The following is a 24629-nucleotide window of genomic DNA, read 5'->3' as shown; positions in this document are numbered from 1 at the left end:
CACAGCGGCAGATTTCAGTCGGATGGAGACGTATTTCGATACGTTCGACGACGCGCCATCGGGAGGATTCGACGACGCGCCATCGGGAGGATTCGACAATGAGTAGACGAGATCGCCGGACAGGTTGGATCGTGGTGTTGTTCGCGTTCGTCGCCCTAGACGGCGCACTTATCCAGACTCGCGGTGCGCTGGTCCCGGTCTTCGAGGATGTCTTCACGGTGAGCGAGAGTTACCTCGGACTGGTGACGCCGGTAGGGACAGTCGGGTTCGTCCTCGCGATGGTTCTGTTCGGGGCGGCCAGCGGCCGGATCGACATCAAGCGGTTCCTCGTGATCAGTGTCGCCGCGACGATCGGCAGCGTTCTCGTTCTCGGCCTCTCGCCGACCTACCTTCTGTTGCTCGTCTTCATCGGCGTCCGGAGTTTCTCGTCGGGCATCTTCCGGTCGCTCGATCGGTCGGTGCTGAGTCATCTCTATCCGGACTCGCGAGCGCGGATGTTGAGCCTGCACACGATGGCCTGGGCGGTCGGTGCGACGCTCGGCCCGTTGCTGGTGACCGTCGTGATGTGGGAGTATTCCTGGCGAGTCACCTACCTCGTCCTCGCGATCGCGCTGGTCCCAATTCTGGTGGCTCTCTGGCGACTCGACCGACCCGAATCACTCGACAACGAGCGGTCGCTCGAACTGGATGACGTGAAAGTGCTGATCCGAGAACCCGCGATATACGGCATGGCGATCGCGCTGGTCTTCGTCGGCAGCATGGAGAGTGTCTTTTTCAACTGGCTGCCGTATTACGCGGGAGAGCTGTTCACGGAAACCGTCGCCAACCTCACGTTATCGATCTATCTGGCGGCGTACGTCCCTGGTCGACTCGCGTTCAGTTACCTTGCCGAACGATACCGGTTTACCGACCTACTCGTCGGCGTCGGTTTCGTCCTCGTCGTCGCGATGTACACGGCGCTCGTCCTCGCCTCTGGGCCAGCACTGCTGGCACTCATCTTCGTGATCGGCTTTTTCATCTCCGGGCTGTTCCCGACGCTGATATCGATGGGCATCGAGTCCCGGCCTTCCTTTAGCGGCCCCGTCAACGTCGTTGCCAACGTCGCCGCCCAGACTGGCTTCTTCCTCGCGCCGGCCACCGTCGGCGTGATCGCCGAGGCGACGAACATCGAAACCGCGATGACTCTCCAGATTGGCCTGGCGATCGCCCTGGTTGTGATCGCCGTCTCGCTCAAACTCGGCCCGCTGGCCGGTCAATCCGCGTCCGATCGAGCCTGATTTTCGACCGGGGTGTCTCCCTGTCTTCCACCTGGTCTCCCTCACGACGACGCTGCCGATCCGCCCCCGATAACACAAATGAGTTTGTACTAGAACAATCCGGTTGGCAAAGGTTTATCGGGATCACTCCCACAGCACATCTTGCAGTTAGTTCGAGACAACCCCAAGATATAGGGTCTCAACGGGGATTCGACAGTGACAACTATGGACTGTCCCGACTGCGGGAACGATCGCACGCACGTCCTCGACACCGAGCCCAGTGCCGACGGAGCCTCGATCCGTCGACGTCGAGAGTGTCGGGAGTGTGGGTTCCGATTCACCACGTACGAACGCCCCGAGTGGGAGTCCCTGCAGGTGAGGAAACGCGACGGAGCCATCGAACCGTTCGACCGCGAGAAACTCAGGGCGGGCATCGAACGGGCCGTCGAGAAGCGACCGGTCGACGGGGAAGCGGTGACTGCGATAGTCGAGGCCATCCACGACGACCTCGCCGACCGCGAGGGACGGATCGTCGCCTCGACACAGATCGGCGACCTCGTCTCCGAGCACCTGCGCGATCGCGACAAAGTCGCGTATCTCCGGTTCGTCTCCGTGTACGAGGCCTTCTCCGACCCGGCGGAGTTCCGCCGGGAACTCGATGCCGTCCTCGACGCGGAGGCTGACCCCCCCGACGAATCAGACACATGAGCCATCAGACAGCAAGTTCCACGGACCGAATCGCATCGATACTCGATCGCGCCCTCGAAGACGAACCGGCCGTCACCGAGGCCGAACGGAGGGACCTCCGGCGAGCGATCGACGAGAATCTCTACGCCGGTGCCGACCGGGCCGAAGTGTACGAGGGGATTCTTCAAGCGCTGACCGCCCGCATCGAACGCAAACCGGAGTACAAACGCGTCGCCGCCCGAGTCTTTCGACAGCGGTACTATCACGAAGTGATCGGCAAGGACCTGACCGGCGACGATCTGGATCGCGCCTACCGCGAGACGTTCGTCGCAAACATCGAACGTGGCGTCGCGGCCGACCTGCTGGATGACAGACTTCTCGATCACTTCGATCTGGACGCCCTCGCTGACTACCTCGTGCCCGAACGCGACGATCACTTCGAGTACCTGGCGATGGAGACACTGTATCAGCGGTATTTCCTTCGAACGAACGACGGCGAGCATCTGGAACTTCCCCAGGCGTTCTGGATGCGCGTCGCGATGGGCCTGGCCGTCGAGGAGGACGATCCCGACGCCCGCGCCAAAGAGTTCTACGACGTCCTCTCGAAGCTCGAATTCACCCCCTCGACACCCACCCTGTTCCACAGCGGGACGGCCCACCCGCAACTGTCCTCGTGTTACCTCACGACGGTTCCTGACGACCTGGAGGGGATTTTCGAGGCCTACAAGCACCACGCGCAACTCTCGAAGTGGTCCGGTGGTCTCGGCAACGATTGGACACCGCTACGCGCGGAGGGCGCGCTGATCGAGTCCACGGGCGTCGAGTCGACCGGGGTAGTGCCGTTCCTGCGCATCTCGAACGACGTGACGGCGGCGATCAACCGCTCGGGCAAGCGTCGCGGAGCCGCCTGTGCCTACTTGGCCATCTGGCACCTGGACTTCCCGGCCTTTCTGGACCTGAAACGCAACACTGGCGACGAACGTCGGCGCACTCCGGACATGAATACCGCCGCCTGGATCCCCGACCTGTTCATGGAACGTGTCCAGTCCAGTGGCGATTGGACGCTGTTCAGCCCTGACGAGGTGGGGGACCTCCACGAGTCGACCGGCGAGGAGTTCGCCGAGACGTATCGCGAGTACGAACGGGCCGCCGAGAACGGTGAGATCGAGAACTTCGAGACCGTCGAGGCCGAGGAACTGTGGCGACAGCTCCTGACGCGGCTGTTCGAGACCGGCCACCCCTGGGTGACTTTCAAGGACCCCTGCAACATCGGCTCCCCACAGGATCACGAGGGGACGGTCCGCTCGTCGAACCTCTGTACGGAGATCACGCTCAACACCAGCCAGGACGAACATGCGGTCTGTAATCTGGGGAGCGTCAACTTCGCGACACACGTACGGGACAGCGACAGCGCGGAACGCAGTTCCGCGGAGACCGAGCGGGCGTCTGCGCCCGCGAAGCTCGATCGTGACTACCTCGAAGAAACTGTCGAGACGGCGATGCGGATGCTCGACAACGTCGTCGATCTGTGTTTCTATCCGACCGAGGAAGCCGAGGACTCCAATATGCGCCATCGCCCCGTTGGCCTCGGGACGATGGGCTTTCACGAGGCGTTGATGGAGATCGGCGTCCCGATGGCTTCCGAGGAGGCTGTCGAGAAAGCCAACCGCTGGCAGGAGTTCGTCGCTTATCACGCGATCCGGACCTCCTCGAAACTGGCTGGCAAGCGTGGTGCCTATCCCTCCTTCGAGGGTTCGAAGTGGGACCGTGGTATTCTGCCACAGGACACCGTCGACCTCTTAGAGGACGAACGCGGCCGCGAGATTCCGACCGAGCGGACCGAGACTCTCGATTGGGATGCCGTCCGTGAGTCTATCGCCGAGCACGGGATGCGCAACTCCAACACGATGGCGATCGCGCCCACCGCGACGGTCTCGACGATCAACGGAACGACGGCCTCCATCGAGCCGATGTACTCGAACCTCTACGTCAAATCGAACATGTCCGGGGACTTCACGATCGTCAACGACCACCTGGTCGCCGATCTCCGGGAGCGTGATCTCTGGGACGACGAACTCTTAGACCGAATCAAGTACCACGACGGCTCGATCCAGGACATCGAGACGATTCCCGCGAACCTGCGGGAACTGTACCGCAGTGCCTTCGAGATCGACCCCCGGCATCAACTGCGGTTGACGGCCCACCGCCAGACGTGGATCGACCAGTCGGTCTCGCACAACGTCTTTTTCCCCTCGACGGACGGGACGCTGCTGGACGATATCTACACCACAGCCTGGGAACTCGGCCTGAAGACGACCTATTACCTCCGAACGCTGGGGGCCTCCCAGATCGAGAAGTCCACGCTCGATCTCTCCGAATACGGCAAGACACAACACCGGGAGAACGGCGACCCTGCTGACGGTGGCGCCGACGACCACGCCGCCGACAGCAACGGCAGTTCGGAACTCGCCAGCGTTGAGGACCCGACCTGTGACGCCTGTCAGTGATCGCCAGCGAACCATTCCTCTCAACCACAACCACAGCCATGCCACTCATCGACACCGACGCCGAGCACGACCCGAACAAAATCTTGCCGATCGACTACGACTGGGCCCGTGAATACTACGAGGCGGGCGTCAACAACAACTGGGTCCCCGAGGAGATTCCCATGCAGGACGACGTCGCCCAGTGGAACGGCGAGGAACTCAGCGACGCCGAGCGCCAGCTCGTCGAGTGGAACCTCGGTTTCTTCTCGACCGCGGAGTCCCTCACCGCCAACAACCTCGTGTTGGCCCTCTACGAGTACGTCACTGCCCCGGAGTGTCGCCAGTACCTCCTGCGACAGGCCTACGAGGAGGCTATCCACACGGACACGTTCATCTACTGCTGTGACACCCTCGGGTTCGAGCCCGAGTATCTCTACGGGATGTACGATCGCGTCCCCTCCATCGAGGAGAAAGATCAGTTCGTCGTCGACCTGACGCGGTCGATCGACGACCCCGACTTCACGATCGACGGCGACGACGACGTGCGCGACCTCCTGCGTGACCTTGTGGGCTTCTATGTCATCATGGAGGGAATCTTCTTCTATGCGGGTTTCGCGATGATGCTCGGGCTGAAACGCCAGTCGAAGTTGGTCGGGATCGGTCAGCAGTTCGAGTACATCATGCGCGACGAGTCCTTGCACGTGGGTTTCGGCGTCGATCTGATCAACCAGATCCGGACCGAGCACCCGGGCGTCTGGACCGACGACTTCGATAGCGAGGTGATCGATCTGATCGAAGAGGCCGTCGAACTGGAGCAGATCTACGCCCGCGAGGCCTGCCCCGAGGAGATCCTGGGCATGGGTCCCGAGCAGTTCGCCGAGTACGTCGAATACATCGCCGACCGCCGCCTCGATCAACTCGACCTCCCCGAGCAGTACGGGACCGAGAATCCGTTCCCGTGGATGTCCGAGCAGGTCGACCTCAACAAGGAGAAGAACTTCTTCGAAACACAGGTCACCGAGTACCAGAGCGGTGGGTCGCTGGAGTGGTGACGGCGTGAACGCTATCTTGCGGTAAGCTTAATTTCCGCCCCCACGCTCGAACCGAGTCAAGACCACTCTGACTATCCCGACTCGGTATCGGCTTCTCCCGTCGAAGCATCCGCTCCAAGTGCTTCTTGTGTCTCGATATCGGGACGCTCACGTCCCTCATCTTCGGTGGATTCGTCGTCAGTTTCGTTATTCGTCATCGTCGTCTTCGTCGAAGTCGCCCTTGAAGGCCACCTGTGACTCGATGGTGGGGCGTTCGCGCTCGTCTTCGTCTTCGTTCTCAGCGGCACTCATACGAATACATTGGGGAGAATCACTCAAGAACCTTTGGCACACTTCCGATCGATAGTTTCTCTATCCAGTCGACTATCCACCCTTGGAGACGTTCGTCGGGATCGGTCAGTTTCCACCATCGGACTGTCGTCCCGTACAGTCCACTGAGTTTCCCGAACACGGCGAAAAAGAGGATGATCCCGAGATTGATTGTCGGTGAAACCCCTGAAGCGCTATAGATGTCAACTAGGCCGATGGCAAGATAACACACTGCCACAACGGTTGTAATCAGCGTCAGTGTGAAAAGAAGTACGTTCGAAGCGTTCTTCTCGTAGTTCTTCTGGATCATCTTGCCGTATTCCAGGGCGATTTCTTCCTCAACTAAATCATAGTCATACTGCTGGTTCAGAATGCTTTCCCCGATCGTTTCGGCGTTGATCCCGATCCGCTCGGCAGTGGCTGTATACGTTATCGCGGCGAGAAGGATAGACGTGAGCAAGAATAGCGCGCCAGTGGTCGTATACCCGGTAATGAGATCGGTGTACGTCGCTGAATCGCTACTGACGGCTATCGAAACACCAGTCACGAGAATACTGGCGATAACTGTATTGATCCGGAATATCTGAATCGCCTTCTCGTCGATATCTGAGAGCGTCGAGGTCTGCTCCGTGACGGTTTTCCGGGCCTCTTCTCGCGCCAGACGCGCCCTCGCGACGCGTTCTTCGTACTCACTATCAGGGAGATCAATCATCAGTATCGTATCCTATTCTTACACTTGACAAATAGGTTTATCGAAATGAGTGAGAAATCAGTTCGGAACTTCGATAGAGGGGTTCAGCGACTAAGTACGGTTCTGCTTGTCCAAGGCCATCGAAGGTCAGTCGTGCGTGTGAGCGTGGTCGCGTCTGTCTTCGTGTGCGTGATCGTGCTCGTGCGTCCGGCCGTCGGTGTGGGTATGCTCGTGCGTGTGGCTGTGGCCCGTCTCGGACACGTAGGCCTCGTGATCGCTGGCATGGACGTGCCCACGCTCGTCGAGATACGCAGCGAGCTCGTCTAGGCCGTCCCCGTGTTCGGCGCTGGTCCGGAAGGTCGGCATCTCGGGAGCTATCTCACTCACGTCCGATTCCATCAGGTCAAGATCAGCATTCACCGCTTCGGCGATGTCGACCTTGTTGATTACCGCCCCATCGCAGGCCTGGAAGAGCAGCGGATGCTTGCGCACCACGTCGTCGCCCTCCGTGGCGGAGACGACCAGCACCCGGGCCTGCGCGCCGAGCGGGAAGTCCGCCGGACAGACCATGTTGCCGACGTTCTCGATGTACAGCGTGTCCAGCGCGTCGAGATCGAGGTCCTCCAGCGCGCCCTCGACCAGCGAGGGATCGAGATGACACTCCTTGCCCGTGTTCACGTTGGCGACGGAGACCCCGAGTTCTCGGAATCGGGTGGCGTCGTCCTCGCCGGCCACGTCGCCGACGATCACGCCGATCTCCTCGTCGTCGGACGCCCGCTCGATCAGACGCTCGATCAGTCGGGTCTTGCCACTGCCGGTCGCCCCGAGGAACTCGGCGACGAAGACGCCGTGGTCGTGGACGACCCGCTCGTGCAACTCGTCGGCCTGCTCTTCGAACTGTGCGAGGATGTCCGCCTCCGCGTCACTGTGCTCGTGGTCGCCGTCGCCGTGACCCATCCGATGGGTCTGTAGCGGTCCGGGTACGTCGGAATTTGACAGCAAGCGGTCCAGCAGGCGGTCGATCGGCGTCACGTCCGTGCGTGGGTGTCGTCGGATGTGATACATTGTATTCACTTGCATACGGGGTCAGTCGATCGCGTTGGCATCGGGCGAGTCGGCGGCGTTCCCATCGTCCCCGTCGTCCGCCTCCGGGATAGTGACACTCATCAGCCGACACTCGTTGCCGGCCTGGAGTTCCAGCCGTTCGTCACACTCGGGACAGGTCAGGTTCGGCGCGTACGCCAACGCCCGGTCGATCGTCTCGGGTTCCCCGCTCCAGCCACAGTCACACTCGGCGTAGGCGGGCTCGGTCTCGATCTCGATGTCGAGTTCGTCCTTGCCGACCGTCGAATCGGCCGCCGCGTCGAGGCACGTCTCCAGTTGGTCGGGATTGACGTGGCTCGCCTCGCCGACCGAGACGCTAATTCCTTCGAAGGTATCTTTCCCGTGATCGGCCGCGGCCTCCCGGGCGGCTTCGAGTACCTGCGTAGCGATGGAGAACTCGTGCATGTCAACAGATCCGTGGCAGCTGTTCGCCCTCGGGTGGACTGAGGTAGCGCCGGCCGAAGCCGGTATCGAGGACGACCTGGCCGGTATGGTCCTCGACGACCTCGCCGACAATGGCCGCGTCCTCTCCTTTGGAATTGTCCCGGAGCGCGTCGAGGACATCCTCGGCGTCCTCGCCCGTGACGCCCATTACGACGACGCCCTCACAGGCAACGTCGAACGGTTCGATGCCGAGTACCTCGCCGGCGGAAGAGACGGCCCCGGAGACCGGGACGGATGCATCTTCGACATCGATCCCCACGTCGGCTTTGCTCGCCATCTCGTTGAGGACGGTGGCGAGTCCGCCCCGGGTCGGGTCCTTCATCGCCGTCACCTCACCTGCGTCCATCGCCGCACGAACGAGATCGTTGACCGGCTGGACGTCGCTCTCGAGGTCACCCCCGAAGTCGAAGCCTTCGCGCTCGGAGAGTAGCGAGATGCCGTGGTCGCCGATCGTCCCCGAGACGATGAGTTTGTCGCCGACAGAGAGGCCCGCGTCGGGGACGTGCTCGCCTCTCGGGACGATCCCGACGCCGGTCGTGTTGATTGCCAGCGTGTCGATCTCGTCGCTTCCCATGACCTTCGTATCGCCGGTCGTGACCGTCGTTCCGGCCTCCTCACATGCCTCCCGCATCGACTCGGTAACGCGTTCGACGGTCGACTGTGGGGTTCCGGCCTCGATGATCAGCGAACTCGTCAGCGCCAGCGGTTCAGTCGCACCCATCATCGCCAGATCGTTGACTGTCCCCGAGACTGCGAGCCGGCCGATGTCACCCCCGCGGAAGAAAAGCGGCGTGACGACGTGGCTGTCGGTCGTGACGACTACCGAGTGGTCGTCGTCGATGGGCTGGACGCTCCCGTCGTCTAAGGCTGCCAACCCGACGTCCGCCTCGCTCTCGGCGAAACGGGAGACCGCCAGGCTCTCGATCAGTTCGGTCATCTGCCCGCCACCCGCACCGTGGGCGTGGGTGATGACCGCGTCGTCGGTATAACCGTCCTCGGCCGTGACCTCCTCGCCGACTTCGTCTGTGTCGCTCATTCGATCACCTCACAGATCCGGCTGGCCGCCGTATTCGAGCCAGATCTTGCAGGTCCCCTCGCTGGATACCATGCTCGCCCCGACGGGGTCCTGGGGGGTACACTCCTCGCCGAACAGTTCGCACTCGGTGGGATCGGCCTTCCCGGCCATGATGTCCCCGGTGATGCACTGCTCGGTCAGCGGGTCGATCGCCCCCTCCTCCGGTTCGATATCGAAGCGTTCGCGGGCGTCGTACTCGGCGTACTCCGTCGAGAGGACGAGGTTCGCCTGCGGTATCTCGGCGATCCCACGCCACTCGCCGCTGGTGGTCTCGAAGACCTCCCACATCGTCTCTTTGGCGGGAACGTTGCCTTCTTCGCTGACGCAGCGCGGATAGGCGTTCTCTAAGCCCGCCTCGCCGTCGCGGATGAACTCCAGCAGGCGTGCGAGCCCGTAGAGGATGTCGATCGGCTCGAACCCGCCGACGACGGCCGGGGTATCGTATTCGGAAACGAAGTCCTCGAAGAGACCGTATCCAGTGATCGTCGCGGCGTGGCCCGCCGCGAGGAAGCCGTCGACGTCGGTGTCGGGCATCTCCGCGACGACTTCCATGGCGGGCGGGACGTACTTGTGGGCCGAAAGCACCGAGAAGTTCTCGGGCGGATCGGACGTGAGGACCGCGGCGGTCGGCGCGGCGGTCGTCTCGAAGCCCGTCGCGAAGAAGATCACCTCGCGGTCGGGTTCGTCCTCGGCGATCTCGGCGGCCTCACTGGCGCTGTAGACGACCCGGACGTCGGCACCCTCGTCTTTGGCGTCTGCGAGACTCTTTTTCGTCCCCGGCACGCGGAACATGTCACCGTACGTGGCGACGACGTGCCCGTCCTCTGCCAGCGCGACTGCCTCGTCGACCTCGGGCATGTTGGTCACGCAAACCGGACAGCCGGGCCCCATCCGGACCGTCAGGTCGTCGGGGAGGATCGAACGCAGGCCGAACTTCGCGATGGCCTGCTCGTGAGAACCACAGACGTGCATCACGTTGACCGGTTCGCCGATCTCGTCCATCAGGGCGTCGAGTTCGTCGGTCAGCCGTTCGGCCTTCTCGGGGTCGCGGAACTTCAGTTCCCCCTCGCCGGCGTCTGCGTTCGTCGCCATCTATCGGCCCTCGATGCCGAGTTGCTGGCCCTCGCTGGCCCCGATCTCCTCTAAGGCCTCGTCCTCGTCGCCTTCGAGGAACGATTCGTAGATCTCCATCGTCTCCTCGACCTCCTCTTCGGGGATCTTCCGAATGGCGAAGCCTGCGTGGTTGAGGATGTGATCACCCACTTCGACATCCTCGTCGACCACGTCGATCCGGACGGTCTTCTCGACGTCCCAGAACTCGGCGCGCGCTTCGTTGCCGTCGATCTCGACGATCTCTCCCGGTATGCCTAGACACATGTATTATCACTTGACTCGTTGGTTTCGTCCTCGCGGCTTGGTTCCGTCGGAACCGGCCGATCCGGCCGCCGCCCGACGCCCCTCTTCCGTTCGGGTCGATCTCCGTCTGGATCGGCGCCGGGACGCCCGGATCTCATACTGGAACAGAGGGCATCACACCACTTCACTGTGAGCCCTCTTCCCGCGCGGTGATAACGTCGATTATCGTCGATAAACGACTCGACTCGGTCCAAGGACTCGCTGTGGAACACTTCCCACGTCCCGTCGTCAGTCCCGACGATCGTTGACTGCTTGCTGTGACGATCGCCGTCCTGCCGTACGACACCGAGTGCCGGTCGGTCCCAATACTTCTCACCCCGTCAGTGTGACGACGGCTCGAAGCGGACTTCGAACGCGACTGTCTCTTCCTCGTTGGTCGCCAGTCGAACATCGGCGTAGGCGGCGATCGATCGCTCCGCGAGATAGAGCTTCAGCCCGCTCTGTCGCGTGACCGGCTCGAACAACGCCGCCTCGACCGCCGACGGGAGGGTGGCCGGCGTGGCCGCGAACCGGACGACGATGACGTCCTCGACCGTCTCGTACGTGCAGTCTATCTCCCCGGCCCCATCGATCAGACTAGAGAGCGCCTCGAGGAGGAGGGTGATGTCCTGCTCGACGGACTCACCCACCTCCACTTCTACGCTCTCGTCGGGTATCGAGATCGTGACGTCGGCATCTCCCTCGAACAGCTGACACCCCCTCTGGATCACGCGATCCAGGTCGGCGATCGGGGCAACGTTCTCGAAGCCGGCCGTGGGACCGAGTCGATCGACGTGTTCGGCGACAGTTTCGATCGTCTCGACGTGTTCGGCGACAGTTTCGATCGTCTCGACGTGTTCGCGTTCCTCCCCGTCGCGCACGCTCGCCCGCAGATCATCGAGACAGAAGTTGATCACCGTTACGGAGTTGTTGACGTAGTGTCTGAGCACGGTGTTGAGTTCTCCCCAGCGCTCGCGTTCGTCCTCCAGTGCTGCCAGGCGGGATTCGACGCGGGTCACCTCCTCGGCCCGGGCGAGCGAACGCACCTCGAAGGATCCGATCGCTGCCCCCAGTAGCGTCCCGACGCTGACCGAAACCTGGACGATGTGTAGCAGTTCTTCCGCCGTGACTGTCTCCTGGGCGAGGGGCTGGATGAGGACGAAGACGGCCAGCAGCGTCACCGCACCGACAGCAGTCCACGCGAGGATCCGCACGTTGCGAGACGATCGGAACGAGTAGCCGGACAGCCAGTACCCGACGTACAGCAACCCGATGCCGGCGCCACCGGCGACGACGAGGTTGCTCACAATGTGGACCGTGGGGACGCTACTGATCTCGTGAATGAGAAAGTGGACCACGGCGAAACTGACCATGCCCGCACCGGCAACCGCGAGGAGGGCCGCAACCTGTTTCGTTCGCATCAACGTCTGACAGTTCTTGGCCGACTATCAAAAAGACACGTGACGAATCTTTGACGTCGGTGAGTTCGATTCGAGTTCTCCTTTAGAGCCACTTCTGCGATCAGACTGTCACTCTCGAATCGTAGCACACACTCTCGAAGTACTTTTCATCCAAATTTCGAGAGGTTAAGTGCATGTTGTCGGCGCGCACGAGGCCCCGAAGAAAAAGGTGGATGGGAAGATACTTCCCCGTCGACCACCGCATTTCCGGATATGAGTGAGTTTACAGTCTCCGGGCGTTTCCAGGCCCGCGACGGCTGGCAGTCCTTCGAGAAACAGATCGAGGCCGAAAACGAGAACGTTGCCGAGGAGCACATCCTCTCGGAATTCGGTTCCCGACACGGGTTGAAGCGTACGCAGATCGAAGTAGAGGGGGTCGACGCATGAGCCTCGGTGGTGGCGGCGGCGGCCAGCAGCAACTTCAGGAACTGGCCCAGGCGATCGAGGCCATCGAAGAGGAGAAGACAGCTCTCGAAACTGAGATTCAGTCTCTCCGTGACGAACAGACCGAGATCGACGAGGCCATCGAGGCGATCGGGGCCATCGAGAGCGGCGAGATCGTCCAAGTCCCACTCGGCGGTGACGCGTACGTCCGCGCCGAGGTGCAAGACATCGACGAGATCATCGTCGGGTTCGGCGCCGACTACGCGGCCGAACTCGAACAGGACGACGCCGTCGACACCCTCGAATCCAAGAAGGAGACCATCGACGAGCGCATCGAGGAGATCAACGAGGAGATCGCGGAGCTCGAATCCGAGAGCGAAGACTTAGAACAGCGCGCCCAGCAGATGCAACAGCAGCAGATGCAACAGCAGATGCAGCAGATGCAACAGCAGGAAGGCGGCGACGACGAATAGGCGATGTTCGACGGACTGCGCGAGAAACTCGGGAAGTTCAGCAGCGACGTCGAAGAGGACGTCGAGGCCGAACCCGAGACGGACCTGGACGAAGAGAGCGATAACTCGGAACTGGCCGGCGATGCGCCTGTCGAACCAGAGACCGATGACGGGCCGTCCGCTGGCGAACAACCGAAAACGGACTCCGAGGAGGACGAGGCGTCCACAGAGCGAGCCGACGAGCAGTCCGGGGAGGACGACCGTGGCATCGCCGAGCGGGCGAAGCTGTTGGCCACCGGGAAGACAGTCATCGACGAGGACGACCTCACCGAGCACCTCGACGAACTCGAACTCGCACTGTTGAGTAGCGACGTCGAGATGAGTGTCGCCGGGGAGATCCTCGAGAACGTCGAGGCGAACCTGGTCGGCGAGACCCGTCGTCGCCTCGAGAGCACGGGGAACCTGGCACAGGACGCGCTTCGGGAGGCACTGTACGAGGTTATTAGCGTCGGACAGTTCGACTTCGAGGCGCGAGTCGCCGAGGCCGATAAACCGGTCGTGATCGTCTTCACGGGCGTCAACGGCGTCGGCAAGACGACCACCATCGCGAAACTCGCCCGCTACTTCGAGGAGCGCGGCTACTCGTCGGTACTCGCTAACGGCGACACCTACCGTGCCGGCGCCAACGAGCAACTCGGCGAACACGCCGAGGCGCTTTCAGTCCCCTACATCTCCCACGAACAGGGCGGCGATCCCGCGGCCGTCCTCTACGACGCCGTCGAGTACGCCGAGGCCAACGACGTCGATGTCGTCCTGGGCGATACGGCCGGGCGATTGCACACCAGCGAGGGACTGATGGATCAACTTTCGAAGATCGACCGCGTCGTCGACCCGGACATGACGCTGTTCGTCGACGAGGCCGTCGCCGGCCAGGACGCCGTCACCCGCGCGACGGAGTTCGACGACGCTGCAGAGATCGACGGGACGATCCTTACCAAAGCCGACACCGACCCGCAGGGTGGTGCGGCGATCTCGATCGCCCACGTCACGGGCAAGCCGATCCTCTTTCTGGGCACCGGGCAGGGCTACGACCACCTCGAACGCTTCGACCCCGAGGAAGTCGTCGATCAACTGACTCTCGGCGAGTGAGTCCCCACTCGGATAGTTTCGTGCCCACGTCGTAGCTGTCGGCACGCCTCGCCCCTACCCACGAGCATTGTCACGTACTGCCGTGTCAATCACGATTATCCGTCCGGGACTGGAAGCGCGTGTCATTCATATGAATACAGTAGAGCACTGGAAACAGGAGAAACACCCCCTCGACGTGATCGAAGACGTCCGCGAGTACGCCGAGAGCGAACTCTCCTTCGACGAGATAGAGGACCGGGCGGGCGACGGCGAGTGGGAGCGCCTGAAGTGGGCCGGCCTGTACGCCCACGGCGAGCACGACGACTTCTTCATGAAGCGCACGAAGGTGCCCGGCGGGTACCTCACGCCCGAGCAGGCCGAGGTGATCGGCGAGGTGGCGACGGCGTACGCCACCGCACCCGACGAACACGGGGGCGAAGCACAGAACGAAATCTGGGGCGATGCGTATCTCGATATCACGACGCGCCAGGACATCCAGATGCACTGGATCGAGGTCGAGGACGTCCCCGGCATCTGGGAGACCTACGACGAGGTCGGCCTGACGACGATCCAGGGATGTGGCGACTCCGCCCGAAACGTCTTGGGGTGTCCCGCCGCCGGACTGGACGACCACGAGTGTTTCGACGCCCAACCGGTGATCGATGCCGTCAACGAGTTTTTCACCGAGAACCGGGAGTACGCCAACCTGCCCCGGAAGTTCAAGATGACCATCACGGGCTGTGCCCACGATTGTGGGCAGTCCCAGATCAACGACGTCGGACTGACGCCGGCGCGGAAGACCGTTGACGTCTCTGACGAGGCTGGGGACTCGTCGGACTCGTCCGACGGTGGCGAGGACATCTACGGCTTTCACTGCAAGGTCGGGGGCGGCCTCTCGGACGGACCCCGAATGGCCACTCAGATGGACGTCTTCATCCCGCCGGAGGACGCTGTGGAGTTCTGTCTCGCCATCGCCCAGACGTTCAAGGAACTGGGCGACCGGTCGAATCGGGGTGTCTGCCGGATGCGGTACCTGGTCGAACAGCTCGGCACTGAGGAGTTCGAGGCCGCGGTCCGGCGGCGCTGTTCGGTCGACCTGCCCGAGAGCGGCCTCGACCTCACCGAGGGCTACACCGGCGATCACGTCGGCGTCCACGATCAGAAGACAGAGGGGCTGAAGTACGTCGGCTTCAACGTCATCGCCGGCCGGATGAGCGGCGAGGAGTTCGTCGAAGCCGCCCGCGCCGCCAGGAAGTACGGCACTGACGAGGCCTCGATCCGGCTGGCGACCGACCAGAACTTTCTCATCACCCACATCCCGGCCGAGAACGTCGGCGACCTCATGGCCGAGCCGTTCGCGCGGAAGTACAGCCCCGATCCCGGCCCGTTCTCGCGGGGTGCGGTCGGCTGTACGGGCTCGGAGTTCTGCAACTACGGGATCATCGAGACCAAAAATCGGGTCTATCGGTGGGCGAAGGCACTCGACCGGCGGATCGACACGCCTGACGATTTAGACGTGGTGCGGATGCACATGTCTGGCTGTTCGGCCTCCTGTGCCCAGCCCCAGATCGCAGACATCGGGTTCCGTGGCGAGACGGTGAAGCTAGATGAACCCGAAGACTCGACGAACGTCGAGGGTGACGCGATCGTCGAGGGGATGGACTTCGGCCTGGGCGGCGCGCTCGGGACCGACAACGAGTTCCTCGACTGGGTCGAAACGGCGGTGCCGGCGCGGGCCGTGATTCCCGCCCTGGAGGAGCTGTTCGCGGCCTACGCCGAGGAGCGCGAGGAGGGCGAACGCTTCTATGCGTGGTGTCGCCGCGTCGAGAACGACCGCCTGCGATCGATCATGCAGCGGGCCGACGCCCCGGTCGCGGCCGGAGTCACCCAGGAGACGGGCGGACGGGGGTCGAGTGATGACTGACGATCCTCTCCCGGGCGTGCCCGGGGAAAACCGGGACGAGTCCGAAAATGACCAGGGCGACGCCTGTGGCTGTGGGTCGTCCTGTGGCTGCCAGTCCGAGGTCGCACCGGATGGCGGATCGCGCCCCGCGAACGTCGACGAGAACGGACAACTCCGGGACATGGAGTTCACCGAACCCGCCCGCGAGGAGAGCCAGGATGTCTACGAGACGCCACCCGATCAGCGCGTCCAGCGACCGGGCGAGGAGCACCTCGAACTCGACACGCCGTCCTACGAGATCCGCTCGCGGATGAGTGACATCGAGACGCCAGCGGAGAAGACGTGGTTCATGGAACTGGACGACGCCGTCATCGATGACGGCCGGTGCATCCAGTGTGGGACCTGCGTCGCCTCGTGTCCCAGCGACTCCATCGGCGTCGACGAAAATGGCCTGCCGGAACTCGTCAAGATGTGTACCGGCTGCTCGCTGTGCTGGGACTTCTGTCCCCGCGGCGGCCTGCGATACGAACGGCAGTGGGTGGTTACTGGCGGCGACGACAACGTCTCGGGGGCCGGTGATCCGATCACCGAGTTCAGCGCCAAGGTCGAGGACGACTGGCAGGAGAACGCTCAGGACGGCGGCCTCGTCACGAGTGTCCTGGTCCATCTGTTAGAAGCGGGCGAGATCGACGGCGCGCTCATCGCTACCGAGAGCGAGGACGATCCCTGGAAGGCCGAGGCCTTTCTCGCCACCACCCCCGAGGAGTGTATCGCAAACGCGGGCTCGATCTACACCCAGACGATGGCGCTGGGCAACCTCGACCTGCAGCAGTGGGATTACAAGATCGACGGGCCGATCGAGGACGCCTCACTTGCCCTCGTGGGCACGCCCTGCGAGATCGAGGGGATCCGTGCGCTGCAGGACTTCCAGTGGGAGTACGGCAGCCACGAGGAGGGCGTCCGGGCGATCGACTACGCCATCGCCTTGATGTGTACGAAGAACTTCAACTACGAGCGCCTGATGGGCGAGCAACTCGTCGAGCAGCGGGACATCGAGCTTGCGGAGGTCGGCAAGATGGACGTCCTCGACGGGAAGCTGATGGTCTACGATCACGACGGCGAGTTGATCGTCGACGAGGACGTCGAGAACTTCCATGACGCCGCCCTGAAGGGCTGTGACGAGTGCGCGGACTTCACCGGCTACTGTGCTGATCTGACGGTTGGCTCCGTCGGATCGAGCGACGAGTATTCGAGCGTGATCGTCCGTACCGAGGCGGGACTGGACGCCTGGAACCTGACGAAGGACGACCTGGACTATCACGACCTGGAGGACCGCTCGGCCATCGGTGGCCTGCAGTCCTGGGACAAGAAGAAGGCCTTCGAAGCGCTGGAACGACCCTTCGACCCCGACGCGCCGCGATTCATCGAGTACACCGAGCACGTCGACCAGTACGGAACGACGCTGAATCCTCACGACGAGGGACATTGAGGCGGCGGACCCGAACGTCGACCGACGGTATCCCGAACCCCTATTTGTCTCAATCAAAAACAACGTGGTAGTGCCACCGCTCCCGAACGAGTCGATCACGGCGGGCGCGATCGCCCGACTCCTCGTCACCGAGACGGCGGAGTACATCAAACTCCTTGTCGTCTGAGCGTCCTTGAGTCTGGCTCTCGGTGCTGGGGTGGGGGGAGCCGTTCTGGTGGCAGTCGTCCTCGCCGTGATGGAAGTCCGTGATCGGCAACCGTCTCTCAGAAGCGCGCTCACGTTCCTGGGCGTGACGGTGTTCCTCATTCCGGCTTCCTTCGGGTGGGTGTTCGTCCCGGGCTGGTCGTGGATGTACCTGCCCACGCGGATCGCCATTCTCGTGGTCAGTTACCTGGTCGCGTTCCACTGGGGACTGCTCACGACGGGCCGACGGCTTCGGGAGGGACTCGACAGGGTCGTCAAAACCGACCCGCGTGCGGATACTCATTGATCAGCGGGTGTACGTCCGCACCGATTCGATCCCGTCATCGCCGAATCCGAAGACGTCCACGAAGGCAGCCATTTCCTCGCCGTCGTCGTCCAGCAGGCGGCCACGCGCCGCGAGTTCGCCCCCGCCGTCGCGATAGATCGCGTCGACCGGGTGGCTGGTGTCGGGGTCGGGCCGCTCCTCGCGCATGAACTGGACGAACCGATCCCTGCCTTCGAGGGTGAGCCCTGGCCGATCGTGGACGAAATCGGGTGCCAGCAGGTCGGCCAGGCGATCGTAGCGGTGGTCGTCGAGGGCGTCGTAGAACGATCGCACGTGGTCTGGGTGATCGGCTGCGGGCATGGTTGATCCACGACGACCGGACAGAAGGGTTTCTCGAATCGGTTCCGGCCGTCCGAGACCCACTCGGGAAGCGGCGGCAGATCAGGACTGTCTCTCCTCGCCGTTCTGGGACTGCAACTCCTCGGCGATCTCCTCGATCTCTTCCTCGGTCACGTCCGTTTCGGCGTCGGCAGCGTCGCCCTCGCTCGCCGCGGAGTCGTCGCCAGCCGCAGAGTCCTCGGCCGCTGCACTGTCCCGACCGGCTCCCTCGCCCTGTTCGGCCGGCCGGTCGCCCGCGGCCGTCTCGTCCGGGTGGGACTGTTCGGGCACGTCGTCGAGGGACGTCTCCGGTCTCCCCGCCTCGCTCGGCGCGGCGTCGGTCCCGTCGGCCGGGTCGTCTGCCTCGTCAGCCGCGGCGAGTGCGTCGGCGATCTGGTCGTCCCCGGCCCCCTCGGGATCACTGATGTCCATCCCGACGCCGGCGTACTCGCGGATCCGCTTCGCGGCGTCGGTATCGGGCCCGTCCCGGTCGGGGAGGTCCTCCCCGTCGTCGTCCAGGGAGACTGCATCGAGTTCCAGTTCCACGCCCCCGGCCGCCTCCTCGCCGTCGAACTCCGCCCGGATTGCTTCCATCGCGGAGACGGTGTCCGCCTCGGCCAGCGCGTCGGCGTCGATCGACACCGTCCTGTCGTCGACGGTGATGTCGTCGGGATCGAGCGGTTCAGCCAGGTCCCGCGCCGTCTCCAGGGGATTTTCGGCGTCCGAACGGTAAGCGTTGCCCTCCTCGCCGTCGCCGCTTGCGAAGGCGTCGGCCGCGTCGGCCAGCCAGTCGGCGGCCTGCCAGAGGGCGTTTGCCTTCAGGCGGGCGCGCTCGAAGTGATCGGCCAGTTCGGCGTGGCCGACGAACCGGCCGGCTGTGGCGAACTGCTCGGCCGCAGTAGTGAACTCCTCGCGGGCTCGTTCGAAGTCCGACCGGGCGACCATCCACTCGTGCTCCCGGAAGGCGCTCATCGCGCTGGTGAATCCGCGTCGCCCCTCGACGTAGTGGGCGTGGCCGACCCGATAGCGCGAGACGGCCGCCGCGTCGCCGCCGATGTCCCCAACCGCGCGCTGGATCGCCTCGCTGTCGGGCAATTGTAGCGGATCCCGTGTCGACCAGGCGTACTGGATCGTCCCGTCGAGATCGACGACGAACACCGCTCGTTCGGGGACCGACTGGCCGTGTTCGTCCTCGTGGTCGACCTCGTAGGCGGCGGCCACCTCCCCGCGGGTGTCCGCAGCCAGCGGGATCGCGAGGTCGTACGCCTCGGCGAACCGACGGTGACTGTAGAGCGTGTCGGGAGCAACGCCGATCACGGTCACGTCGGGCTGCATCGTGAAGAGATCGAGCTCCTCGAGGTCGCTGTCCTCGCCACAGGCCGGATTGAAGTCCCCCGGATAGAACACCAGGACGACGATCTCTTCGCCGAGGTACTCCCCCAGATCGATCTGTTGGATCTCACTCTCGACGACGGCGGGCAGTTCGAACGTGAGAGCGTCTTCGCCCACCTGAAGCATACCTGTCGGTTTCGAGCCATCCGTGTTAAGCGTGCCTCTCCGTATCGCTTTTGTCTCGTCGTGAAAAAGCCTCTCCGTGGAACTCCACGTCCGCTACGAGGGCGACGACGACCCCGAGAAGTGCACGGCCCGGAAGCTCGCCCGCTTCGACCTGGCAACGCTCCACCGCTCGCCCCGGTCGGTGCCGCCCGGGATCGTCCTCAACCCCTTCGCCGAGCGTGCGCTCTCGCCGGCCGACGACGACCACGGTCGACTGATCGCTCTGGACTGCTCGTGGGAGACCGCCGAGGCGGAGGCCTTCGATCTTCCGGGCGTCGGGCGCTCGCTGCCGTTCCTGGTCGCCGCCAACCCCGTCAACTACGGGACGCCGTTCCAGTTGTCGACCGTCGAAGCCTTCGCGGGCGCGCTCGTCATCCTCGGCGAACGCGAGCAGGCCGAGGGGCTCCTCTCGAAATTCACCTGGGGACACACCTTTCTGGAGCTCAACGCCGAACCCCTCGAACGCTACGCGGCCTGTGCGGACTCAACGGCCGTTCTCGACGTCCAGGACGACTACCTCGCGGAGGAATCCGATTGACGCGACGGTGGCACCGTCCGGTCACTCGCTACGGCCGAATCCCGGTTGGTCTCCGGGCGGATCGAGCGGGCTCGTTGGTAGATCCGAACCCACTTCGGGGTCGTTGAAGCCCTTCGGCGCAACGTCGTTGGGGGCGTCGGGATAGCAAAGCGACGCCAGCGCCTGGATCTGTGGACGTCCCACGTCGAGTTCGAACTGGCCGCCGCCGTACATCCCGATCCCGTGCTCCTCGCAGTGGGAGACGACCGCACAGAGGTCAGCGATCGTTCCGATCCGGGAGGGCTTGACGTTGATCCAGTTCGGTTCGAACGGCACCGTTCCGAGCGACTCGACGTCGGTCACGGGCACGTCCCAGGCGAGGCGGTCGGCCTGGTCCGTCAGAAGGGGTCTGGTCTCCTCGGTGACGGCCGGATCCTCGATGATGGCATCCGGGAAGGCAGCGAACAGCCGTTCGTACAGCGAGCGGTTGGCTGGCTGGTGGACATCGGCGTGGGCGTACTGGCCCTTCAGGTCGAGAATCCGGACGACGTCACGCTCGGCGACTGACTTGATCAACGCCGGGGACCACTCGACGGTGGGATCCAGCTTGAACGCCGCGTCGGGGTAGGCCTCTCGGATCGCATCAAGTCGGTCGGTAGTTGGTGGTTCGCCGAGACGCGTGCTGACGACGTAGCTGACGGGATCGAACGATCGATCGAGGACCTCGGCGAGGGATCTCCCGGTCTGTTTCAACGCCAGATCGAGGGCGGCACTCTCGACGGCCCAGCGCCGGTAGCGTCGCGACGGGGGACGCTGTGGACCGCTTGGAAAGAGGGACATCTCTCCGACGGCCGCCGAGAAGGAGTCGATCGTGTACTCGCCGGCGAACATGAGGGGCGTGCTGGCCGCCAGTGCCCGATGGTCCTCTGTATCGTAGGTAACGTCCTCGCCACGACCGACCGCGTCCTCGCCACGTAACGTGACCGTCGTCGTGACCCGCTCGAACCCGCTCGAAGTCTCCCGTTCGTTGAGGGTCAGCTCGTGTGACTCGATGGTTACCGGCAGTTCGGCGATGGCCCCGTAGTCCATGTCCCCGACTCACGGACGGATCACGTATGAATGGTCCGTCGTCTATTGACCTGGGAATGGTCCGTCGTCTATTGACCTGGCAGGGCTGTCTGTCAGGCGCATCCGCGCCACGGACGGGGCACGGAGGGACAGTGCACGGTCTCGGGGCAAGCCGACTCGGAAACGCTTAAACGCACCGGCCGGTAAGCACCGCTCACGATGGCCAGATTCGAGAAAGCAGAGGATCGACTCCTCGAGAAGCAGATCTGCATGCGCTGTAACGCACGGAACCCCGAACGCGCCAGCCAGTGTCGCAAGTGCGGGTACGGCAAACTCCGTCCGAAGGCCAAAGAACCCCGCTCGGCCTGAACGGTCGCTGCCGGCGCCTGTGTGCCGCCGACGTCCCCGAGTGGGAACGCTTTTCTCCCGCACTCACTCCCGACTAGACATGGTTATCGGCGACGTGACACGGGTGACGATCGGCTCGTGTTCGGACCTCTACTACGTCGACACTGGGATGTACGACGTCCCTGAATACGGCTCGGTATACGTCGTAGATGCCGAACGACCGACGATCGTCGAGACCGGGATCGGCACCAACTACGAGCGAGTCCTGGAGGCCGTCGACGCCGCCGGGCTGGAGCCCGAGGATATCGAGGTGATCGCCGTGACACACGTCCACCTCGATCACGCCGGTGGTGCCGGTTTCCTCGCCGAGGCGTGCCCGAACGCGACGATCGTCGTCCACGAGATCGGCGCTCCCCATCTGGTCGACCCCGGGCGGCTCTGGGAGGGGACCAGGCGGGCCGTCGGCGACCAGATCGTCCACTACGTCGAGCCCGAGCCGGTTCCGGGAGACCGGATCCGAGAGCTCACAGACGGTGATCGGATCGACCTCGGCGATCACGATCTGATCGCCCACCATGCACCTGGGCACGCCCCCCACCAGGTCGTCTACGAGGATCCCGCCAACGACGCCGTCTTCACTGGCGACGCGGCCGGGCTGTACGTCCCGGAACGCGACCGGGCGGAGCCGACGTCACCGCCGCCGGATTTCGATCTGGAAGCTGCGCTGAGAGACATCGAGACAATCCAGTCTCTGGGGCGGGAGACGTTGCTGTACTCTCACTTCGGCCCGACGCGCCGGACCCACCAGCTCGAGGGGTACGGCCGACGACTGAGTGACTGGGTTCAGGCCGTCGCGGCAGCCCGGAACGAGTTCGGAGACGACGAGGCAGTGATCGAGCATTTCGCCGGTGAGACGGCTGCGAGCGAAATCTGGGGTCCAGACAAGGGGCGCGGCGAGACGGCCATGAACGTTCGGGGTGTGCTGACTTATCTCGATCGAGCGGATTGAAACAGCCACAACCCGCCGGGATCGCCCATTTTATTGCGATCGGGCAAGTGGTCGATAGTATGGAGGGGCTTACGTGAGCGCCGGCGGCGCGGACGTGATCGTCCTGCTGGTCGCGATGATCTTCGCGCTAGGCGTCGGTGCCCAGCTGCTGGCCGCACGCTGGCAGCTCCCCAGCATCATCTTCTATATCGTCGCCGGCCTCGCGATCGGCCCGTTGTCGGGACTGGTGCTCCCGGAACGGCTGTTCTCGTTGGAAACCTTCGGTGCGGCACCCCTCTCGGCGATCGTCGGGCTGAGCGTGGCGATCATCGTCTTCGAGGGGGCCTTTCATCTCCACATCGACCGGTTGCGGGAGGCACCGGCGGCGACGTTCAGACTGGTTACCCTCGGGGCGGCGATCGCCCTGGTCGGGACGGCCGTCGCCGTCAAACTCGCATTCGAGACGACCACCTGGGGACTGGCGTTCCTGATCGGAGCCTTGCTCGTGGCGACTGGGCCGACCGTGATCGCACCGATCCTGCAGGTCGTGCCGGTCCGGGATCGCGTCGCGGCGGCTTTAGAGACCGAGGGCATCGTCAACGACGTGACGGCGGCGATCACGGCCGTCGTGGTCTTCGAGGTAATCATCCTCAGCGGCAATCCGCCCGTCGAATTGCTCAGCGCGTTCGCAGAGCGGCTCGGACAGGGCGTCATCGTCGGCGGGATTGTCGCTGCCGTCGTCTACTACCTGTTGCGGTACGTCGACCTTTCGCCGGGGGACGCCCCGCGGAACGCCCGCCTGCTGGTCCTGGCCGGCGCGATCGTCTCGTATGCCGGTGCGAACTACCTCTCGGGCGAGGCTGGCGTTGCCGCCGCTGCGACGGCCGGTATCGTTCTGGGTAATCTGGATATCCCCTACGAGGAGGATATTACTGCCTTCAAAGGAGACGTGACGCTGCTCGTGCTCTCGTTCGTCTTCATTACCCTGGCGGCGATCCTCGAACTGGACGTCCTGTTCGACGTCTGGCTGCCCGGCCTGGTCGTGGCGGTTGCCGTCGCGGCGGTGATCCGACCGCTGCTGATATACGTCTCGACCGTGGGCGGTCGGTTCACTGTCAACGAGCGGGCGTTCATGAGTTTCGTCGGGCCACGCGGGATCATTCCCGCTTCCGTCGCGACGCTGTTCGCGATCGAACTGCAGTCACAGGGCATGGTCGCAGAGGCCAACGTTCTCATCGGGACCGTCTTCCTGGTCATTCTGGCCACGGCCGTCGTCGAGGGTGGCCTGGCACGCTACGTCGCACAATACTTAGATGTGATACCAATGCGAGTCATCATCGTGGGCGGCGGCCGCGTCGGCCGTGCGCTCGCCGACCGTCTCGAAGAACGTGGAGAGAACGTCGTCATCATCGAGGACGACGAAACACAGGTCGAAGCCATCCGCAACGACGGGTTCACCGCGATCATCGGCGACGGAACGGACACCGACGTGTTGCGAGACGCGGGCGCGGGCAACGCGAAGACGATCGTCGCCGCGACCGGCGACGACGATACGAACCTCCTGATCGCCCAGTTGGCCAGCACGAACTTCGAGATCGAGGACGTGATCGCCCGGGCGAACAACCCAGACAACGTCGAAGCCTTCGAAGATCTGGGTGTCCGGACGATCTCCTCGTCGCTGGCGGTCGCCTGGGCGATCGACAACCAGATCGAGCGGCCGGCCATCGCACACTGGATGACCGACATCGATCGCGTCGGCGACGTTCAGGAGGTCGAGGTGACCAGTGACAACCTGATCGGCCGGACGGTCCGGGAGATCGGTCCGGAACTACCGGACACATGCCTGATCGCTCTGGTCAGCAAGGACGGCGAGTCGTTCGTTCCCAGCGCCGATTACACCGTCGAGGCGGGCGACAAAGTGACGCTGCTCGGCGAAAACGAAGCCGTTCGTGAGGGAATGGCATTCTGCCAGGAGTAGTGATTGTCCGC

The 24629-nt window shown here is 63.6% G+C and carries 25 protein-coding genes; 14 read left to right on the top strand and 11 right to left on the bottom strand.

Features of this window, described 5'->3' with window-relative positions; translation table 11 throughout:
• Positions 1–98 precede the first annotated feature (98 nt).
• The 4 genes from E3374_RS07915 (at position 99) to E3374_RS07900 (ending at position 5481) form a co-directional block, all read left to right on the top strand.
• A complete protein-coding gene (locus E3374_RS07915) occupies positions 99–1277 on the top strand; it encodes an MFS transporter (RefSeq protein ID WP_136688536.1) in 1179 nt (392 codons plus the stop codon).
• Positions 1278–1481: 204 nt separating this feature from the next.
• Positions 1482–1964 (top strand): transcriptional regulator NrdR, encoded by a 483-nt coding sequence (gene nrdR / locus E3374_RS07910; RefSeq protein WP_136688535.1) that lies wholly within the window; start codon positions 1482–1484, stop codon positions 1962–1964.
• The gene (locus tag E3374_RS07905; protein ID WP_136688534.1) at positions 1961–4450 is read left to right on the top strand and encodes a ribonucleoside-diphosphate reductase subunit alpha; all 2490 of its coding nucleotides are present in this window, start codon (positions 1961–1963) and stop codon (positions 4448–4450) included. The genes nrdR and E3374_RS07905 overlap by 4 nt, the downstream gene beginning before the upstream one ends.
• 38 nt (positions 4451–4488) lie before the next feature.
• The gene (locus E3374_RS07900) at positions 4489–5481 is read left to right on the top strand and encodes a ribonucleotide-diphosphate reductase subunit beta (protein WP_136688533.1); all 993 of its coding nucleotides are present in this window, start codon (positions 4489–4491) and stop codon (positions 5479–5481) included.
• Positions 5482–5552: 71 nt separating this feature from the next.
• Here the strand turns inward: E3374_RS07900 and E3374_RS17850 are convergent, their stop codons facing one another.
• From E3374_RS17850 to E3374_RS07865, 8 genes are all read right to left on the bottom strand, one after another.
• Entirely contained in the window at positions 5553–5678 is a 126-nt protein-coding gene (locus tag E3374_RS17850; protein ID WP_282568449.1) for a hypothetical protein, read from the bottom strand.
• A gap of 113 nt (positions 5679–5791) precedes the next feature.
• Positions 5792–6502 carry a hypothetical protein gene (locus E3374_RS07895; protein ID WP_136688532.1) on the bottom strand — a complete coding sequence of 237 codons (711 nt, stop codon included), beginning with the start codon at positions 6500–6502 and terminating at the stop codon, positions 5792–5794.
• 126 nt (positions 6503–6628) lie between these two features.
• Positions 6629–7561: a hydrogenase nickel incorporation protein HypB gene (hypB, locus tag E3374_RS07890; protein WP_248299416.1), complete on the bottom strand. Its 933-nt coding sequence runs from the start codon at positions 7559–7561 to the stop codon at positions 6629–6631.
• A 6-nt stretch (positions 7562–7567) separates the two neighbouring features.
• Positions 7568–7990: a hydrogenase maturation nickel metallochaperone HypA/HybF gene (locus tag E3374_RS07885; protein WP_136688531.1), complete on the bottom strand. Its 423-nt coding sequence runs from the start codon at positions 7988–7990 to the stop codon at positions 7568–7570.
• Position 7991: 1 nt separating this feature from the next.
• Entirely contained in the window at positions 7992–9065 is a 1074-nt protein-coding gene (hypE, locus tag E3374_RS07880; protein WP_136688530.1) for a hydrogenase expression/formation protein HypE, read from the bottom strand.
• A 9-nt stretch (positions 9066–9074) separates the two neighbouring features.
• The gene (gene hypD / locus E3374_RS07875) at positions 9075–10196 is read right to left on the bottom strand and encodes a hydrogenase formation protein HypD (protein WP_136688529.1); all 1122 of its coding nucleotides are present in this window, start codon (positions 10194–10196) and stop codon (positions 9075–9077) included.
• Positions 10197–10481 (bottom strand): HypC/HybG/HupF family hydrogenase formation chaperone, encoded by a 285-nt coding sequence (locus E3374_RS07870; protein ID WP_136688528.1) that lies wholly within the window; start codon positions 10479–10481, stop codon positions 10197–10199.
• A gap of 359 nt (positions 10482–10840) precedes the next feature.
• Positions 10841–11920, bottom strand: coding sequence for a hypothetical protein (locus tag E3374_RS07865; protein ID WP_136688527.1), 1080 nt, complete (start codon positions 11918–11920; stop codon positions 10841–10843).
• Between the two features lie 252 nt (positions 11921–12172).
• On the opposite strand from E3374_RS07865, the gene rpl18a reads away from it, so the two are divergent.
• The 6 genes from rpl18a (at position 12173) to E3374_RS07835 (ending at position 17805) form a co-directional block, all read left to right on the top strand.
• On the top strand, positions 12173–12346 hold the full coding sequence (gene rpl18a, locus E3374_RS07860; protein ID WP_136688526.1) for a 50S ribosomal protein L18Ae: 174 nt from the start codon (positions 12173–12175) through the stop codon (positions 12344–12346).
• The gene (gene pfdA / locus E3374_RS07855) at positions 12343–12816 is read left to right on the top strand and encodes a prefoldin subunit alpha (protein ID WP_136688525.1); all 474 of its coding nucleotides are present in this window, start codon (positions 12343–12345) and stop codon (positions 12814–12816) included. The genes rpl18a and pfdA overlap by 4 nt, the downstream gene beginning before the upstream one ends.
• Positions 12817–12819: 3 nt before the next feature.
• On the top strand, positions 12820–13944 hold the full coding sequence (ftsY, locus tag E3374_RS07850) for a signal recognition particle-docking protein FtsY (RefSeq protein WP_136688524.1): 1125 nt from the start codon (positions 12820–12822) through the stop codon (positions 13942–13944).
• A 130-nt stretch (positions 13945–14074) separates the two neighbouring features.
• Positions 14075–15847, top strand: coding sequence for a nitrite/sulfite reductase (locus E3374_RS07845; RefSeq protein WP_136688523.1), 1773 nt, complete (start codon positions 14075–14077; stop codon positions 15845–15847).
• Entirely contained in the window at positions 15840–17315 is a 1476-nt protein-coding gene (locus tag E3374_RS07840; protein WP_136688522.1) for a Coenzyme F420 hydrogenase/dehydrogenase, beta subunit C-terminal domain, read from the top strand. The genes E3374_RS07845 and E3374_RS07840 overlap by 8 nt, the downstream gene beginning before the upstream one ends.
• 214 nt (positions 17316–17529) lie before the next feature.
• Positions 17530–17805 (top strand): hypothetical protein, encoded by a 276-nt coding sequence (locus E3374_RS07835; RefSeq protein WP_136688521.1) that lies wholly within the window; start codon positions 17530–17532, stop codon positions 17803–17805.
• On the opposite strand, the gene E3374_RS07830 is transcribed toward E3374_RS07835, so the two are convergent.
• Both E3374_RS07830 and E3374_RS07825 read right to left on the bottom strand, forming a co-directional pair.
• Positions 17806–18144: a nuclear transport factor 2 family protein gene (locus E3374_RS07830; protein ID WP_136688520.1), complete on the bottom strand. Its 339-nt coding sequence runs from the start codon at positions 18142–18144 to the stop codon at positions 17806–17808. It abuts the gene before it with no gap.
• Positions 18145–18225: 81 nt separating this feature from the next.
• Entirely contained in the window at positions 18226–19680 is a 1455-nt protein-coding gene (locus E3374_RS07825) for a redoxin domain-containing protein (RefSeq protein WP_136688519.1), read from the bottom strand.
• A 76-nt stretch (positions 19681–19756) separates the two neighbouring features.
• Here E3374_RS07825 and E3374_RS07820 point away from each other — a divergent pair, with 76 nt between their 5' ends.
• Positions 19757–20257, top strand: coding sequence for a DUF367 family protein (locus tag E3374_RS07820; protein ID WP_136688518.1), 501 nt, complete (start codon positions 19757–19759; stop codon positions 20255–20257).
• Positions 20258–20278: 21 nt separating this feature from the next.
• Here E3374_RS07820 and E3374_RS07815 read toward each other — a convergent pair whose 3' ends face one another.
• Positions 20279–21325, bottom strand: coding sequence for an enolase-like domain-containing protein (locus tag E3374_RS07815; RefSeq protein ID WP_136688517.1), 1047 nt, complete (start codon positions 21323–21325; stop codon positions 20279–20281).
• Between the two features lie 198 nt (positions 21326–21523).
• On the opposite strand from E3374_RS07815, the gene E3374_RS07810 reads away from it, so the two are divergent.
• The 3 genes from E3374_RS07810 (at position 21524) to E3374_RS07800 (ending at position 24618) form a co-directional block, all read left to right on the top strand.
• On the top strand, positions 21524–21673 hold the full coding sequence (locus tag E3374_RS07810) for a 50S ribosomal protein L40e (RefSeq protein WP_136688516.1): 150 nt from the start codon (positions 21524–21526) through the stop codon (positions 21671–21673).
• A 79-nt stretch (positions 21674–21752) separates the two neighbouring features.
• Positions 21753–22661, top strand: a complete 909-nt coding sequence (locus E3374_RS07805; protein ID WP_136688515.1) for an MBL fold metallo-hydrolase — start codon at positions 21753–21755, stop codon at positions 22659–22661.
• 115 nt (positions 22662–22776) lie between these two features.
• Complete coding sequence (locus tag E3374_RS07800) at positions 22777–24618, top strand: NAD-binding protein (protein WP_136688601.1); 1842 nt, start codon at positions 22777–22779, stop codon at positions 24616–24618.
• Positions 24619–24629 lie beyond the last annotated feature (11 nt).

The sequence above is a fragment of the Halorhabdus amylolytica genome (genome assembly GCF_004944975.1).
Lineage (GTDB): Archaea > Halobacteriota > Halobacteria > Halobacteriales > Haloarculaceae > Halorhabdus > Halorhabdus amylolytica.
Note: the sequence above shows the minus strand (reverse complement) of the source record. Positions and strands in the feature narration are given on the sequence as shown.